The following is a 15491-nucleotide window of genomic DNA, read 5'->3' as shown; positions in this document are numbered from 1 at the left end:
CTATTGTGCAATCAGCCACTACGAGACGACCAGCCGCTGGCCCGGCTGCTCAGTGGCCAGACAACGCGGCTGCCCGCGCTTTGCCGGCGGTGTTTGGCTCAGTTTGAGTTGATCGACCAGCAGGATGCGTGCCCTGGCTGCGGCCGCGGCAGCTCATCAACGCTTTGTCAGGACTGTCAGCGGTGGGCGGCGCAGGGGGAAACGCTGCTGCACCATCGCGCCTGGTTTCGCTACACCGCGCCGATGAAAGCATTTATTCAGCAGTACAAGGGCCTAGGCGACTACCGTCTGCACTCGGCGTTTGCGGATGTCTTGCAACTGGCTTCTCGAAACCAGGCGTTAGTGCCGATCCCCAGTGAGCCCGGGCACTACGCTCGGCGCGGGTTTGATCCGGTGCTGGGCTTGTTTGGTCACTTGCCTTTGGCCTTGTGGCTCACTAAGGGGGAGACGGCAGTCCCTCAGGCGCAAAAGACGCGCGCCGAGCGCCTGGTCACCGCGCAAAGTTTTACGGCTCATCTGCCGGCAGTGGTGCCACCGCGGATTGTCCTGCTAGATGATTTGTACACGACCGGGCGGACGTTGTATCACGCGAAGGCGGCCCTGCGCGCTGCGGGGTATCAAGGCGAAGTGATCAGCCGCTCGCTGATCAGATAAATATTTGTTTCACCGCGGTCAGTTCGATATAATAAAGTCGAAGGGTGAAAGGGCTTTACCAGCTCATTTACCTGTGTGCAACGAGTTGCACGGATGAAAGGGGAGAAGTTTTATGCTCACATACAACGTTCGTGGCGAAAACATCGAAGTCACTGATGCCATTCGCAGTTATGTTGAGAAGCGGATCAGCAAGCTGAACAAGTTCTTCGAAAGTTCAGTCGAGGCGATCGCGCACGTCAACTTGAAGGTTTATCAGGATAAAACCGCCAAGGTCGAAGTGACCATCCCATTGTCTTATTTGACTTTGCGGGCTGAGGAAACCAGTCCGGATCTGTACGCCAGCGTCGATTTGGTCACTGATAAGCTGGAGCGTCAGGTGCGTAAGTACAAGACCAAGATCAACCGCAAGTCGCGTGAAAAGGGCTTTGCACCAATCGATGTGGCACCGGAAGGCACACCAGCACCAACTAGTACCGATGACAACGAGGACGATTTGTCCGTCGTTCGGACCAAGCGGGTATCGCTGAAGCCGATGGATTCGCAGGAAGCCATTTTGCAGATGGACATGTTGGGGCATAACTTCTTCATCTTTGAGGATGCCGATACTAACGGCACCAGTATCGTCTACAAGCGCCGCGATGGGCGTTACGGCCTGATTGAAACTGACGAGTAAACGTCAGTAGGACGCGCCGCAGATCTTTAAGATCTGCGGTTTTTTTTGGCTAAACGTGTAAAGACCCAGGAACAATGATAGAATAACTTAGATACTGTCAGAAGTATGCAAAGTTGGATGACAGGAGAGGATTACTGAATGGCAAACGTATTAAAATCTTGGGTCGAAAGCGATAAACGCGAAGTCAACCGTCTCGGAAAAATTGCCGATCAGGTGATGGCTTATGAGGATGAGTATGCTGCGCTGAGCGATGAGGACCTGCAAGCGAAAACCCCTGAGTTAAAAGCCCGGCTAGAGCAGGGCGAGACCCTTGACGATATCTTGCCGGAAGCGTTTGCGACTGCCCGTGAAGGCGCCAAACGCGTTTTGGGTCTGTTCCCGTTTCGGGTTCAAATCATTGGTGGGATCACCCTTCACGAAGGCAATATTGCCGAAATGAAAACCGGTGAAGGGAAAACCCTGACGGCCACGATGCCTGTCTACTTAAACGCGTTAGCCGGCAAAGGCGTTCACGTTGTCACCGTCAACGAGTACTTGTCCGGCCGTGATGCCACTGAAATGGGCGAGCTCTATAACTGGCTTGGTCTGACCGTTGGCCTCAACACCCACGACTTGTCGTCTGAGGAGAAACAGGCGGCGTACAACGCCGACATCACTTACTCGACGAACAGTGAACTGGGGTTTGACTATTTGCGTGACAACATGGTTGTCTACAAGCAGCAGATGGTTCAGCGGCCGCTGAACTACGCCATTGTCGATGAAGTTGACTCGATTTTGATTGATGAAGCGCGGACGCCGCTGATCATCTCTGGCGGGGCGGAAAAGTCGACGGGGCTGTACATTCGCGCGGACCGGTTTGTGAAGACCCTCAAAGAAGAGGACGATTACAAGATCGATTGGCCGACGAAAACCGTTGCGCTGACTGAAAACGGCATTCGCAAGGCGGAAAAGATCTTCGGGTTGAAGAACCTCTACGACACTGAAAACACCGCCCTGACTCACCATTTGGATCAGGCGCTGCGGGCTAACTACATCATGCTCAAGGATATCGACTACATGGTCCAAGATGGCGAAGTGCTGATCGTTGACCAGTTCACCGGCCGGGCTATGGAAGGCCGGCGTTTCTCCGACGGCCTGCACCAGGCAATCGAGGCCAAGGAAGGCGTCGAGATCCAGGACGAAAATGCGACCATGGCCACGATCACGTATCAGAACTTCTTCCGGATGTACAACAAGCTGGCCGGCATGACCGGGACGGCGAAAACCGAAGAGGAAGAATTCCGTGAGATCTACAACATGGAAGTCATTTCGATTCCGACTAACAAGCCGGTCATCCGGGTGGATTCACCCGACATTCTGTACCCGACTTTGGATGCGAAGTTCAAGGCGGTGACTCGGGATATTAAGGCTCGTCACGCCAAGGGCCAGCCGATCCTGGTCGGGACGGTGGCCATCGAATCTTCCGAGCGGCTGTCCAAGCTGCTGGATGAAGAAGGCATTCCGCACAGCGTCTTGAACGCGAAGAACCATGCCAAGGAAGCCGAGATCATCATGAACGCGGGCCAGCGCGGTGCGGTCACGATCGCGACCAACATGGCCGGGCGGGGGACCGATATCAAGCTCGGCCCTGGCGTCACGGCCGTTGGCGGGCTGGCAGTTATCGGGACAGAGCGGCACGAGAGCCGCCGGATCGATAACCAGCTGCGTGGCCGCTCTGGGCGGCAAGGCGATCCTGGCGCGACCCAGTTTTATCTGTCGCTTGAGGATGACCTGATGAAGCGGTTCGGCTCGGAACGAATCAAGCAGATGCTTGACCGCTTTAAGTTGGATGACGATGAGCAGGTGATCCGCAGTCGAATGATCTCGCGCTCCGTTGAATCTGCGCAAAAGCGCGTTGAAGGGAACAACTACGATACGCGTAAAAATACCCTGCAGTACGATGACGTCATGCGCGAACAGCGTGAGGTCATTTACAAACAGCGGCAGCAGGTGATCAACGAAGATGAGACCCTCAAACCGGTGCTGATGGCCATGATCGATCGCTGCATCACGCGCATGGTGCAGGCGCACACCCAAGGCGAGAAGGCCGAATGGGAACTCGACAAGATTTACGATTACGTGACGACAAACATGGTCACGGATGAAGACTTCAAGAAGAGCGACCTGGCTAAGCGCTCAAGCGATGAGATCATCAAGACCCTTGAGCAGTTGGCTGAGGACAACTACACCAGCAAACTGAACCAGCTTGGCGACAAAGCCCAAATGTTGGAGTTTGAAAAAGTCGTGATCCTGCGCGTGGTCGACAGCTTGTGGACAGAGCATATCGATGCGCTTGATCAGCTGCGGCAAAGTGTTGGCCTGCGCGGCTACGGGCAGATGAACCCGCTGGTCGAGTACCAGGAAGAAGCGTACCGGATGTTTGAGGAAATGATTGGCAACATGGACGACGGGGTCACCCGCCTGTTCATGAAGGCACAGATTCGTCAGAACATTCGTCGTTGATCAAGACGCCAGGGCAGACAGTAGTCGCCTTGGCGTTTTTGACGAAATCACGGATCGGGAAAGGAACGACACGATGGAAATCGCTGAAATACGCACCACGCTCGCTGAAATGCGGGCCAAAATAAATCACTTTAGGGGGTCGCTTTGACCTCGATGCCTTGAACGAACGCATCGCTGAAAACGAGGGGCGGATGGCCGAACCAGGATTTTGGGACGACCAGGAGGCCGCACAAAAACTGATCGATCAAAACAATCAGCTGAAGGTCAAACACGACAACTTCATTGCGTTGCAAAGTAAACTCGATGATCTCGACGTGGCGTTTGAGCTGCTTCAAGAAGAACCGGACAAAGAACTGCAGCAGGAGCTGGAACACGACATGGCGGCCCTGCAGGACAAGCTCAGCAAGTACGAAATGGCGCTGCTTCTCAATGGTAAATACGACCATAACAATGCCATTATCGAAATTCACCCCGGCGCCGGTGGCACTGAAGCGCAAGATTGGGGCTCAATGCTGACGCGCATGTACGAGCGCTGGGCGGAGCAGAACGGCTACACCGTCGAAGTGGCGGATTATCAGGCCGGCGATGAGGCCGGCATCAAAAGTGTGACGCTGCTGATCAATGGTGAGAACGCTTATGGCATGTTGCGTTCGGAAAAAGGGGTGCACCGGCTGGTCCGCATCTCGCCGTTTGACGCGGCGGGCCGGCGGCACACGAGTTTTGCTTCAGTCGATGTGATGCCTGAGTTGGATGACACGATCGACGTTGACCTGCGGCCGGAAGACATCAAAATGGAGGTCTTCCGCTCCAGCGGGGCCGGTGGTCAGCACATTAACAAGACCTCCAGTGCGGTCCGACTGATCCATATTCCGACGGGCATCGTGACCTCGAGTCAGGCTCAGCGCAGTCAGTTTCAGAACAAGGCGACTGCGATGGCCATGCTGAAAGCCAAACTGTATCAACGTGAACAGGAGAAAAAGGCGGAACAGGCCGCGGCTATCAAGGGCCAGCAAATGGATGTGGCGTTTGGTTCGCAGATCCGTTCCTACGTTTTCCACCCGTACACGATGGTGAAGGATCACCGCACCAACTACTCGACCAGCAACGGTCAGGCGGTGATGGACGGTGCGCTTAACCCGTTTATCTATGCCTATTTGCAGTGGGAACTCGCCAGCGCCAACCCGGCGTAATCAAATGTAATCTGGCTGCAATCAGTCTGACGTATTGCTTTGCTATACTCAGCGATAGTGTTTTAAATAAAGGAGCGAAGTCATGATTCAGATGAAAAACGTGATGAAGCAGTACGACAATGGCGTCATCGCGATCAAGGATTTGAGTTTGACCGTCGACCCGGGGGAATTTTTGTACGTGATCGGACCCAGCGGTGCCGGCAAGTCGACCGTGATCAAGATGCTTTACCACGAATTGAAGCCAACGCATGGCACCATCCAGGTCGGCAATTACGACTTGGCCAAAATGGCGCCCAAGGAAGTGCCGTATTTTCGGCGCGGCATCGGCATTGTCTTTCAGGATTTCAAACTCCTGCCACGGCTGACGGTGTACGAGAATGTCGCCTATGCGATGCAGGTGGTTGAGGCCAAAGAGGCAGACATTAAGCCGCGCGTGCTGCATGTCCTCAAGCTGGTAGGCCTGGAGCAAAAAATTCGGCGGTTCCCTAATGAGTTGTCCGGCGGCGAACAGCAGCGGGTCTCCATTGCCCGGGCCATCGTGAACGCGCCTGACGTCGTGATCGCCGATGAACCGACGGGCAATCTGGATCCGGATACCTCAGAAGGCATCATGGACATTTTAGAGAAGATCAACTCGGAAGGTACCACTGTGATCATGGCGACGCATAACCGCGAAATCGTCAACGAGCGGCCGCACCGTCTGCTGGAAATTGCCGGCGGCCGGCTGGTCCGGGACGAGCAAGGAGGCAGCTACAGCGATGAAAACTAATATCTTTATGCGTCACGTGAAGGACTCACTCAAGAGCCTGAAGCGTAACGGCTGGATGTCAGTGGCTGCAGTGTCCGCCGTGACGGTGACGCTGCTGTTGGTGGGGATCTTTCTGGCCCTACTGATGAACGTGAACCGAGTTTCGACGCAGGTCGAAAACGATGTGCGCGTCCGGGTCTACATTCAAAAAGGAACCAGCAAAAAGCAGCAGGCCAACCTGAAGCAGAACTTGGAAGGGTTAGCCAAGGTGAAGAAAGTCACCTACCGGTCAGCCAGCCAAGAACTGAATTCGATTGTTGGCAGTTACGGCTCGCAATGGGCCATGTTTCGCGGGGATCAAAACCCCTTGAACAATATTTTCATGGTCGATACCGATTCTGCGAAGGACACCATCAGCGTGGCCAAACAGGCGGAAAAAATGCCTCGCGTGTCAGAGGCCACATACGGTGGGACAACGGCCAAAAAGCTTTTCCGGACGGTGGCCACGATTCAGCGGTGGGGTGCCTTCTTTATGATCCTGTTGCTGTTTGTGGCAGTGTTCCTGATTTCGAACACGATTCGCATCACGATTTTGTCGCGCAGTGATGAGATCAAAGTCATGCGGCTGGTCGGGGCGACCAACGCCTATATTCGGTGGCCGTTCCTACTGGAAGGCGCGTGGACGGGGCTTTTCGGCTCGCTATTGCCTATGCTGATCGTCGATTTTGGGTACAGCCTGGTGGCCCGTAACGCGCATTTCACCGAAGCGGCTAATGGTTTCTCGCTGTATCCGAACATGCCGTTTCTACTGTGGCTTGATTTGGGGATGGCCTTGATCGGCGTGATCATTGGCGGCCTTGGCTCAGTGGTCTCGATGCGCCGGTACCTCAAAGCTTGATCAATTAATCCGCTTACAACCGTTTTGCCATGAGGCAGGACGGTTTTTTGGTAGTCCTGGGCTTTTGGTGCGCAGAAAATCCATGCTATACTTACGATGAATAGTGAGGAAGGTGCGTATGGGACATTTGCTGGTCACGATATTTCTGAGTCCGGTAACGGTGTGTGGGTTACTCGTGGCACTTTTTTGGCGCGAACATCGGATCAGGCAAGAACGAGCGGTGTTTGGGACCAGTATCGACCGTCACTGGACGAACTGGTGGGCGGGCCTGCTTGGGGGGATCGGCTGTGGGCTGATTCTCAGTCTGATGTTGGTCCTCTTAGGGGCAACTTTGCCCCAGCCCGTCATGCTGATGTCTGGTCTTCTTGAGGTGCTGGCGTTGCTGCTCTCGGGGCTGGGGTTTGCGCCATGGTTTTTGGCGCTTGCCGGTCTGATCGTGGTGCTGCCGGCCTGGTTCGGGCCAGTGCCTGCCCCTGCGCGCTGGGCTGGCGGTTATGTGGCCATGGTCGCGCTGGTGTGGTTGGCCAATGCGCTGCTGCTGCGCTTTCTGAATCCTGCGGTTGATGTGCCCAAGCTGCGACCGGGCAAGCGTGGGGCGCGCATCGCGACTTACAGTCGGCGGCAGTGGTACTGGCTGCCGTTGGTGCTGCCGGTGCCTGGCGACTGGCTGCAGGCGTTTGGGTGGTGGCCAACTTTGGGCATCGGGGCGACTCGTTTTGCCTTGGTTGGGCTGCCGCTGATTGTCGGCGCGGCCTTGACCACCCGCAAGCAGCTGCCGACGCGGGCCACCGATGCGTGGGCGTGGCAGTACTTGGGGGCCGGACTGGTTGCCTTGATTGTGGCCGGCTTGGTGTACTGGCGGCCGGCCGCCGGTCAAATGGCCATTTTTGCTTTGGCGGCGCTGGGCTGCATTCTTGGGCTCGCCAACTGGGCGGCGACCCGGCGCGGCACTGGCCTGATTTCACAGACCAGCACCGGGGTTCGAATCGTGGCGGTGCAGCCGGACACCCCGGCCAGCAAGATGGGTCTTGTCGCAGGCGACATTGTCCTGACCTGCAACCATCAGGCCGTCCACACGGAAAATGAACTATACGCGGCGCTCCAAACGTCTCCGACCTACTGCCGGCTGAAGGTGATGCGGCTTGACGGCGCCATCCGACTGGCCGAAACAGCGGTTTTTAACGGCGTCCCGCACGAACTGGGAATGATCACATTTGCGGAGGAACAAGCATGAAAAAGATTCTTGTCGTCGATGATGAACCAGCAATCGTCACCCTGCTTCAGTACAATTTGGAGAAGGAGCACTACGACGTGACCACTGCGGAAGATGGGGATACAGCGCTCAGCCTGGCTCTGCAGCAAAGCTTTGATTTCATCATTTTAGATCTAATGCTGCCCGGCCTGGATGGGCTTGAGGTGACCAAAAAGCTGCGGGCCGCCAATTTAGAAACACCGATCATGATCCTGACGGCCAAGGATAGTGAAACGGATAAGATTGTGGGGCTGGAGCTTGGCGCTGATGACTATGTGACCAAGCCGTTTTCGCCGCGTGAAATCATTGCGCGGATCAAAGCCATTGAACGCCGCGTGGATAAGCCGCGCCAAAGCGGGCCTAAACCGCCTGCGCAAGCATTGGTGGTGGGTGAGCTGACCATTGACCCCGAAAATTACCGCGCCAGCAAGGCTGGGGTCCGCTTGCAACTAACCCCCAAAGAGTTCGAACTGCTAGTGTACTTTGCTAAGCGGGTGGGCAAGGTGCTTTCCCGCGATGCCCTTTTGAATGGGGTCTGGGGGTTTGAGTATCCGGCCGAAACGCGGATGGTCGACATTCAGGTCAGCCACTTGCGCGATAAAATCGAGAAGGATCCGAAGCATCCGGATTACATCAAAACGGTGCGCGGGTTCGGTTATCAGATGGAGGCGCCTCATGAGTAAGCATGTGCGTCGAATTGCCTGGGTTAGCATACTCGCTATCGCAGGCTTTTTTGCCCTGTGGGTCGCCATTGATCGCGTGTTGTACACCCAGCAGGGGACCCACTTGGCGGCGCTTTACCAGACGTTCAGTGACGATCAGCCTGGCACTGCCTCGACCAAGCAACTGGCGATGGACAACCACGTGACCTTTACGGTGCTCAATGGCCGGGAAAGCGGCACGCGGGCCAGGCTACTGACGAAACTGGTGGATCAGCAGCGAACGATTCTCGGCCACAGTACGACGATGACAGTCAACGGCCAGTCGGAGCAGGTTTACGTTGGCCGGCGCCACAATCAGTTCGTCGGCGTCTGGCAAAAAAGGGCAACGCTGTTCAGCGTGGCGCCGGCGGTGGCCTGGGGGATGATTGGGGTGGCGATTCTTGGGCTGGTCGCACTGCTCGCCTTGATGGCGCGGCGTCACCGGTACTGGACGGGGCATTTGGCGAAAATGACCAGCAACCTGGCGCGCATCGAGGCCGGTGGTGCCCCTGAACCAATCATTCTCACGCCTGATTCGCCGTTTTTGGCGATGGGGAAGCAAATCGAGTCGCTTCACGCGGCCACGCAAACCCTGCAGTCCCAGGTGGAGATCCGCCAGGCCACGTTCGGCCGCCTCATCGATCATCTGCCGCTTGGCGTCATGCTGCTGGATGCAAACCGCCAGGTGCTGCTGGCTAATTCCGCCATGGCGGAGTTGGTCGGGCACCCGATTCAGGAGACCAAGCACGATTATTTTGACGACATCAAAACTTACCGCCTGGCGCGCATGATCGAGCATACTTACCGCAATCAGAAGACGCACCATAAGGAGCTGACCATGCTGAACACGCAGAAGTCGGTCGATGCCAGTGTGATTGCCTTAAACCGCGGCACTGCCGAGCTGCAGGTGTTAGTCATCTTGTACGACGTGACCTACCTGCGCCAGGTCGAGCAAATGCAGCTGGACTTTGTCGGCAACGTGTCGCACGAGTTAAAGACGCCGGTGACTGCGATTAGCGGGTTTGCCGAGACCCTGCTGGCCGGCGCAAAAGACGACCCCAAGACGTTGGACCAGTTTCTGCAGATCATCTACGACGAAAGTTCTCGCCTGACCCAGCTGATCACCGACATTCTGACCCTTTCCCGGCCTGATTCAGGGCAAGCTCAGGCCAAGGCAGTGAACGTGCTGGACCTGGTGAATGACGCGCTGAAGAGCCTGAAACAGCCGATTGCCGAAAAAGGGCTTGAGGTGAAGACGGATGTGCCTAAAGACCTGACCATCACCACTGTCCCTGCTAAATTTTCTCAAGTGGTCAGAAACCTCTTGAACAATGCGGTGTTCTATAATCGCAAAGACGGCGTCGTCACCGTGACCGCAACGGCGGACGAAAAGAATCTGAAGCTGAGCGTCCAAGATACGGGCATCGGGATCGCGGAGAACGATCAGGAACGCATTTTTGAGCGCTTTTACCGGGTCGATAAAGCCCGCAGCCGCCACAATGGCGGGACCGGCTTGGGCCTTGCCATTGTTCACGACATGGTGATGCAACTTGGCGGTGAGGTCACATTGGCCAGTCAGGTGGGCGTTGGGTCGACCTTTACGGTGAGTCTGCCGTTGGCTGATTTACCCAGGTTTTACAAATGATGCGGCAACAATTTACATCACATTGATACACTTTTCTTGTTATGGATTAACGCGAAAGCAACCACAACTGGGCCGATGACGGTCGTGGAGGGGTGAACATGAAAAAGCGCCATTTATTGTTATTCGCCTTAGCCGGACTTCTGGCCTTGGCCGGGTGTGGGACGAGTCAGAGCAGCGGCGAGTCGATCACGGCGGTCGGCTCAAGTGCGCTGCAACCGCTGGTGGAAGCCGCGGCTGAGCAGTATCAGACCGATCACACAGGCGTGTTCATCAACGTGCAGGGAGGCGGCACAGGGACCGGCCTGTCGCAGATTCAGCAAGGCGCAGTGGAAATCGGCAACTCAGACCTGTTTGCCGAGGAAAAGCCTGGGATCAACGCGGGCAAACTGGTCGATCACAAGGTGGCGGTCGTGGGCATCACCCCCATTGCCAACAAACAGGTGGGGGTCAAAGACCTCACCGTCGTCCAGCTCCGGCGTCTGTTCACTGGCGAGATCACGAATTGGAAACAGGTCGGTGGCAAAGACCTCCCAGTCGTCGTGGTCAACCGCGCCCAGGGGTCGGGGACTCGTGCGACCTTTGAACGGTGGGTCCTTGGTGATCGCCAGCCGATGCCGGCGCAGGAGCAGGACTCGACCGGGATGGTCCGGTCGATTGTGGCCAGCACGCCAGGGGCCGTTTCTTACGTGGCGTTTTCCTATGTTGATGCCACGGTCCAGGCATTATCGCTCAGTGGGGTCAAGCCGACGGACCAAAATGTTACGACGAACGATTGGCCGATTTGGTCTTACGAGCATATGTACACCAAGGGTCAGCCCAAGGGCTTGACCAAACAGTTCCTGGCGTACATCCAAAGCCCGCAAACGCAAAAGCGGTTGGTCGGCAAGATGGGTTATATCCCGATCACCGCGATGAAGGTCACGCGGGATGCCAAGGGGAACGTGATCGCCGAGCAGGGGGAAAAGAACAATGGATCCAATTAAAGCGGCAATGCTTAAACGCTCCCGTTCTGCCAAGCTTGAGCGGCGGGGGAAGCTGATCAGCCTGTTTTGTATCAGTCTGATCGTGATCGTTGTGGTCGCGATTTTCTTCTTTGTCGCGTCCCGCGGGCTGGCCACTTTTTTTGAAGATAAGGTGAACCTGTGGTCGTTTCTCAGTAAAAGTGTTTGGTCGCCCTCTGTGAAGGATGCGCACGGTAATCCCCAAGTTGGGGCGCTGCCGATGATTGTTGGCTCGTTCGGGGTGACCTTCCTGTCCGCGGTGGTGGCCACTCCTTTTGCCGTCGGTGCGGCGATCTTCATGACGGAGATTTCACCTAAGATGGGCAAAAAGATCCTCCAGCCGGTGATCGAATTACTGGTTGGCATTCCCAGTGTGGTATACGGCTTCATCGGTTTGTCGGTGGTCGTCCCGGCGATTCGCCACGTGTTCGGGGGCACCGGCTTTGGGATCCTGGCGGGCACTTTTGTTCTGTTTGTCATGATCCTGCCGACGGTGACCTCGATGACGGCGGATGCCCTGAACGCCGTGCCGCGCTATTACCGCGAGGCCAGCTTGGCGCTCGGCGCCACGCGCTGGCAAACCATCAGTCGCGTGGTTTTGCGCGCCGCCCTGCCAGGCATCCTGACCGGGGTCGTCTTCGGCATGGCGCGGGCGTTTGGTGAGGCGCTGGCGGTGCAGATGGTCATCGGGAACGCGGCGCTTTTGCCGCACAACTTGATCAGCCCGGCCTCGACCTTGACTTCAGTTCTGACCTCCGGCATTGGGAATACGGTCATGGGGTCGCTGGAAAACAACGCCCTGTGGTCGCTGGCGCTGTTGCTACTGCTGATGTCTTTGGCCTTTAACCTCGTGATTCGGTGGATCGGGAAGAAAGGAGAGATGAAACGATGAACGCCAAGCAAAAAGATCGGTTGGCCACCGCGGTGCTGTACGGCATCGCCGTGCTCATCGTTTTGATCCTTGCCAGCCTGCTGGGCTACATTTTGGTTGAGGGGCTGCCTCATGTGTCATGGCACTTTCTGACTAGTCCGGCCAAAGCGTTTGAGGCTGGCGGTGGGATCGGGATTCAGTTGTTCAACTCGTTTTACTTGCTCCTGCTCGCGATGCTGATCTCGGTACCGATTTCACTTGGCGCCGGCATTTACCTGGCCGAGTATGCCAAGGCCAACCGGCTGACCGACATTATTCGCACCGCAATCGAGATCCTGAGCTCGTTGCCGTCGGTGGTGGTTGGGTTGTTCGGGTTTCTGGTCTTCGTGCTGCAATTCCAATTTGGCTTCTCAATTTTGTCCGGCGCACTGGCGCTGACGATGTTCAACCTGCCGCTGCTGACGCGGAACATCGAGGATTCTCTTCGGCAGGTGGACTTTGCGCAGCGCGAAGCGGGCCTGGCCCTGGGCCTGTCACGCTGGGAGACCGTGATTCACGTGGTGATTCCCGAGGCGCTGCCGGGTATCATCACGGGGATGATTCTCGGCGCCGGCCGGGTCTTTGGCGAAGCCGCGGCGTTGATTTACACCGCTGGCCAAAGCGCGCCAGCCCTCAATTTCGGCGACTGGAATCCATTAGATATTGCCAGCCCCTTGAATATTTTCCGGCCGGCTGAGACGTTGGCTGTGCACATCTGGAAAATCAATTCAGAGGGCATTCAGCCCGATGCGGCCGCGGTGTCTGCCGGGGCCAGTGCCGTGTTGATCCTCGCAGTGTTGCTGTTCAACGTCTTGGCCCGTTTTCTGGGGCAACGCCTGTACAAAAAAATGACCGCCGAATAAGGGCAGAAAGGTCGCCACATGAACAATTATTCTTTAACCGATACCTTTATCAGGCCATTTGACGACAATCAGGAAATCGCCCTGGCAACGCATGACGTCAAGGTGTTTTACGGTGACAATGAGGCCCTTCACGGGGTTTCCTTACCGTTTGAACGCTACAAGATCACTGCCTTGATTGGGGCTTCCGGCTCCGGCAAATCCACTTTTCTGCGGTCGCTCAACCGGATGAATGACACCATTGAAGGCACGCGGGTCACCGGCCAAATCATGTATCGCGGCGTTGATATCAACTCCCAGCAGGTCGATGTTTACGAAATGCGCAAGCACATCGGCATGGTGTTTCAGCGGCCCAATCCGTTTGCCAAATCGATTTACGACAACATCACGTTTGCTCCGCGCCGCTTTGGCGAGCACAATAAGGAAAAGCTGGATCAGTTAGTCGAGCAGAGCCTTAAGGACGCTGCACTTTGGGACCAGGTGAAAGATGACCTCAACCAGAGTGGGCTGGCCCTTTCCGGCGGCCAGCAGCAGCGGCTGTGCATCGCCCGCGCCATTGCCATGAAGCCTGATATTTTGCTGCTGGACGAACCGGCGAGTGCGCTTGATCCGATCTCCACCTCGGTCGTGGAAGACACGTTGCTGCAGCTGAAGGCACACTACACGATCATTATCGTGACGCACAACATGCAGCAGGCGGCGCGAATCAGCGACTACACCGCGTTCTTTTATTCCGGGACGGCCATTGAGTACGATGAGACCAGAAAAATTTTCACGCGGCCAAAGATTCAGGCGACGGACGATTATGTTTCTGGCCACTTTGGCTAGCAGGAGGCGCCCATGAAAAATCAAGTGATCACCAGCAAAGACGTTCACTTGTTCTACGGCAAGTTTGAGGCACTGACGGGCATTGATCTGGACTTCAATGAGCACGAGATCACGGCCATGATCGGCCCCAGCGGCTGTGGCAAGTCGACTTACCTGCGGATCCTGAACCGCATGAACGACCTGATTCCAGGTGTCAAGATCACCGGGGAGATTCGGTTGGAAAATCAGGATATCTACGCGCCGGACACCGATGTGGTCGCCTTGCGCAAACGCGTGGGGATGGTGTTTCAGCAGCCCAATCCGTTCCCGTTCTCCATCTACGACAACGTGGTCTACGGGCTGCGCCTGGCCGGGGTCAAGGACCGCGCGACGTTAGACGCGGCTGTTGAGGCCAGTCTGAAGCAGGCGGCCATTTGGGACGAGGTCAAGGACAACCTTCACGACAGCGCGCTGTCACTTTCCGGGGGCCAGCAGCAACGGGTCTGCATTGCCCGGGTCTTGGCCGTGCAGCCGGAAGTCATTTTGCTCGATGAGCCGACCTCGGCGCTGGACCCAATTTCTAGCACCCAGATTGAAAATATGCTGCTGGAGCTGCGCGATCAGTATACAATCATCATTGTGACGCACAACATGCATCAGGCATCGCGAATTTCCGACAAAACCGCGTTTTTCCTTCAAGGTCGGTTGGTCGAATTCGATGACACGAAAAAAATGTTTCTGAACCCGAAGGAAAAAGAAACCGAAGACTACCTGAGCGGCCGTTTCGGCTGAGTTCGGGCCAAGGAGGGAATCGTCATGCGGCGACTATTTTCAGATGAGCTTAATGACCTACACGCACGTTTTTCGGAGATGGGCATGATGGTCAACGAGGCCATTTTTGACTCGGTGAAGGCCTTCGTTAATCACGATAAGACGCTGGCCCATGCTGTGATCGATCACGACTTTCACATCAACAAGCGAGAGGTGGACCTGGAAAAACGCAGCTTTGAGATGATTGCGCTGCAGCAACCCGTGACGTCCGATTTGCGCATGATCGTGACAATCATGAAGGCGAGTTCCGACTTGGAGCGCATGGGCGATCACGCCGTGTCCATCGCCAAGTCCACGATTCGCGTCAAGGGTGAGACGCGAGTGCCTGAAATCGAGCAAGTGATCGCGCAAATGGCGGCCGCGGTCAAGGAGATGGTCGAGCAGGTGCTCGATGCCTACGTCAAGGAAGACGTTGATGCGGCCCGGCAAATCGCTGAGGAGGACCACGGCATTAATGATTTTTCCAGCCAAATCTACTATCTGTGCATCGACGAAATGACCCGTGATGCGGATACCATCGTTGGCTCGATGGATTATATGTTGGTTTCCTCGTACCTGGAGCGAATCGGCGACTACGTGACCAACATCTGTGAGTGGATCTTGTACCTCAAAACCGGCAAGTTGCTGGAACTCAATTCGAATGCGAAAGAAGACGGCTTCTAATCTGCATGAAAGGCGGGGAAACCGCCTTTTTTCGTGTCCTCTGCCCGCCTCCTGCGCCTTGGGCTGGGGGTAAAATCAACCTTAGGACCTATGCATTTTTGGCCAGGACCGACCATACTATAACTACAAGCAGTAGTCAGAAACCCTGGAGGTAAA

At 56.0% G+C, this 15491-nt stretch carries 15 protein-coding genes; all 15 read left to right on the top strand.

The annotated features are described in order from the left end of the window. Window positions 1-3 precede the first annotated feature (3 nt). Window positions 4-654 (top strand): ComF family protein, encoded by a 651-nt coding sequence (locus tag FC75_RS09745; RefSeq protein WP_235808731.1) that lies wholly within the window; start codon window positions 4-6, stop codon window positions 652-654. Window positions 655-766: 112 nt separating this feature from the next. Further along, window positions 767-1327: a ribosome hibernation-promoting factor, HPF/YfiA family gene (hpf, locus tag FC75_RS09740; RefSeq protein WP_054661691.1), complete on the top strand. Its 561-nt coding sequence runs from the start codon at window positions 767-769 to the stop codon at window positions 1325-1327. Between the two features lie 138 nt (window positions 1328-1465). Further along, window positions 1466-3829, top strand: coding sequence for a preprotein translocase subunit SecA (secA, locus tag FC75_RS09735; RefSeq protein WP_056989776.1), 2364 nt, complete (start codon window positions 1466-1468; stop codon window positions 3827-3829). 73 nt (window positions 3830-3902) lie between these two features. Further along, a protein-coding gene (gene prfB, locus FC75_RS09730; RefSeq protein WP_156314273.1) for a peptide chain release factor 2 occupies window positions 3903-5019 on the top strand; the annotation gives its coding sequence in 2 pieces (ribosomal slippage) (window positions 3903-3974 and window positions 3976-5019; 1116 coding nt in all). 82 nt (window positions 5020-5101) lie between these two features. Next, complete coding sequence (gene ftsE, locus FC75_RS09725; RefSeq protein WP_056989775.1) at window positions 5102-5788, top strand: cell division ATP-binding protein FtsE; 687 nt, start codon at window positions 5102-5104, stop codon at window positions 5786-5788. Continuing rightward, the gene (gene ftsX / locus FC75_RS09720) at window positions 5778-6665 is read left to right on the top strand and encodes a permease-like cell division protein FtsX (protein WP_054661694.1); all 888 of its coding nucleotides are present in this window, start codon (window positions 5778-5780) and stop codon (window positions 6663-6665) included. Before ftsE ends, ftsX begins: the two co-directional genes overlap by 11 nt. Window positions 6666-6783: 118 nt before the next feature. Beyond that, window positions 6784-7899 carry a PDZ domain-containing protein gene (locus FC75_RS09715; RefSeq protein WP_156403609.1) on the top strand — a complete coding sequence of 372 codons (1116 nt, stop codon included), beginning with the start codon at window positions 6784-6786 and terminating at the stop codon, window positions 7897-7899. Further along, entirely contained in the window at window positions 7896-8600 is a 705-nt protein-coding gene (locus tag FC75_RS09710) for a response regulator transcription factor (protein ID WP_054661700.1), read from the top strand. Before FC75_RS09715 ends, FC75_RS09710 begins: the two co-directional genes overlap by 4 nt. Next, window positions 8593-10263, top strand: a complete 1671-nt coding sequence (gene pnpS / locus FC75_RS09705; RefSeq protein ID WP_056989773.1) for a two-component system histidine kinase PnpS — start codon at window positions 8593-8595, stop codon at window positions 10261-10263. The genes FC75_RS09710 and pnpS overlap by 8 nt, the downstream gene beginning before the upstream one ends. A gap of 98 nt (window positions 10264-10361) precedes the next feature. Then, the gene (locus tag FC75_RS09700; RefSeq protein WP_054661703.1) at window positions 10362-11246 is read left to right on the top strand and encodes a phosphate ABC transporter substrate-binding protein PstS family protein; all 885 of its coding nucleotides are present in this window, start codon (window positions 10362-10364) and stop codon (window positions 11244-11246) included. Continuing rightward, window positions 11233-12156, top strand: coding sequence for a phosphate ABC transporter permease subunit PstC (pstC, locus tag FC75_RS09695; RefSeq protein ID WP_056989772.1), 924 nt, complete (start codon window positions 11233-11235; stop codon window positions 12154-12156). Before FC75_RS09700 ends, pstC begins: the two co-directional genes overlap by 14 nt. Then, on the top strand, window positions 12153-13037 hold the full coding sequence (pstA, locus tag FC75_RS09690; RefSeq protein ID WP_056989771.1) for a phosphate ABC transporter permease PstA: 885 nt from the start codon (window positions 12153-12155) through the stop codon (window positions 13035-13037). Before pstC ends, pstA begins: the two co-directional genes overlap by 4 nt. Before the next feature lie 18 nt (window positions 13038-13055). Continuing rightward, window positions 13056-13862, top strand: coding sequence for a phosphate ABC transporter ATP-binding protein PstB (gene pstB, locus FC75_RS09685; RefSeq protein WP_054661760.1), 807 nt, complete (start codon window positions 13056-13058; stop codon window positions 13860-13862). Window positions 13863-13874: 12 nt separating this feature from the next. Then, window positions 13875-14633, top strand: a complete 759-nt coding sequence (gene pstB / locus FC75_RS09680) for a phosphate ABC transporter ATP-binding protein PstB (RefSeq protein WP_056989770.1) — start codon at window positions 13875-13877, stop codon at window positions 14631-14633. Between the two features lie 24 nt (window positions 14634-14657). Beyond that, entirely contained in the window at window positions 14658-15335 is a 678-nt protein-coding gene (gene phoU / locus FC75_RS09675) for a phosphate signaling complex protein PhoU (RefSeq protein ID WP_054661709.1), read from the top strand. Window positions 15336-15491 lie beyond the last annotated feature (156 nt).

The sequence above is a fragment of the Lacticaseibacillus camelliae DSM 22697 = JCM 13995 genome (genome assembly GCF_001436615.1).
In the GTDB taxonomy this organism is placed as follows: Bacteria; Bacillota; Bacilli; order Lactobacillales; family Lactobacillaceae; genus Lacticaseibacillus; species Lacticaseibacillus camelliae.
This window is presented reverse-complemented; position numbering and strand designations above follow the sequence as displayed.

What these genes read in the sequence shown, in the direction of transcription:
- FC75_RS09710 (WP_054661700.1), top strand. Translation starts at nt 7,896, where the DNA reads ATGAAAAAGATTCTTGTCGTCGATGATGAACCAGCAATCGTCACCCTG.
- hpf (WP_054661691.1), top strand. Translation starts at nt 767, where the DNA reads ATGCTCACATACAACGTTCGTGGCGAAAACATCGAAGTCACTGATGCC.
- FC75_RS09700 (WP_054661703.1), top strand. Translation starts at nt 10,362, where the DNA reads ATGAAAAAGCGCCATTTATTGTTATTCGCCTTAGCCGGACTTCTGGCC.
- pstC (WP_056989772.1), top strand. Translation starts at nt 11,233, where the DNA reads ATGGATCCAATTAAAGCGGCAATGCTTAAACGCTCCCGTTCTGCCAAG.
- pstB (WP_054661760.1), top strand. Translation starts at nt 13,056, where the DNA reads ATGAACAATTATTCTTTAACCGATACCTTTATCAGGCCATTTGACGAC.
- pstB (WP_056989770.1), top strand. Translation starts at nt 13,875, where the DNA reads ATGAAAAATCAAGTGATCACCAGCAAAGACGTTCACTTGTTCTACGGC.
- secA (WP_056989776.1), top strand. Translation starts at nt 1,466, where the DNA reads ATGGCAAACGTATTAAAATCTTGGGTCGAAAGCGATAAACGCGAAGTC.
- pstA (WP_056989771.1), top strand. Translation starts at nt 12,153, where the DNA reads ATGAACGCCAAGCAAAAAGATCGGTTGGCCACCGCGGTGCTGTACGGC.
- ftsE (WP_056989775.1), top strand. Translation starts at nt 5,102, where the DNA reads ATGATTCAGATGAAAAACGTGATGAAGCAGTACGACAATGGCGTCATC.
- phoU (WP_054661709.1), top strand. Translation starts at nt 14,658, where the DNA reads ATGCGGCGACTATTTTCAGATGAGCTTAATGACCTACACGCACGTTTT.
- pnpS (WP_056989773.1), top strand. Translation starts at nt 8,593, where the DNA reads ATGAGTAAGCATGTGCGTCGAATTGCCTGGGTTAGCATACTCGCTATC.
- FC75_RS09715 (WP_156403609.1), top strand. Translation starts at nt 6,784, where the DNA reads ATGGGACATTTGCTGGTCACGATATTTCTGAGTCCGGTAACGGTGTGT.
- ftsX (WP_054661694.1), top strand. Translation starts at nt 5,778, where the DNA reads ATGAAAACTAATATCTTTATGCGTCACGTGAAGGACTCACTCAAGAGC.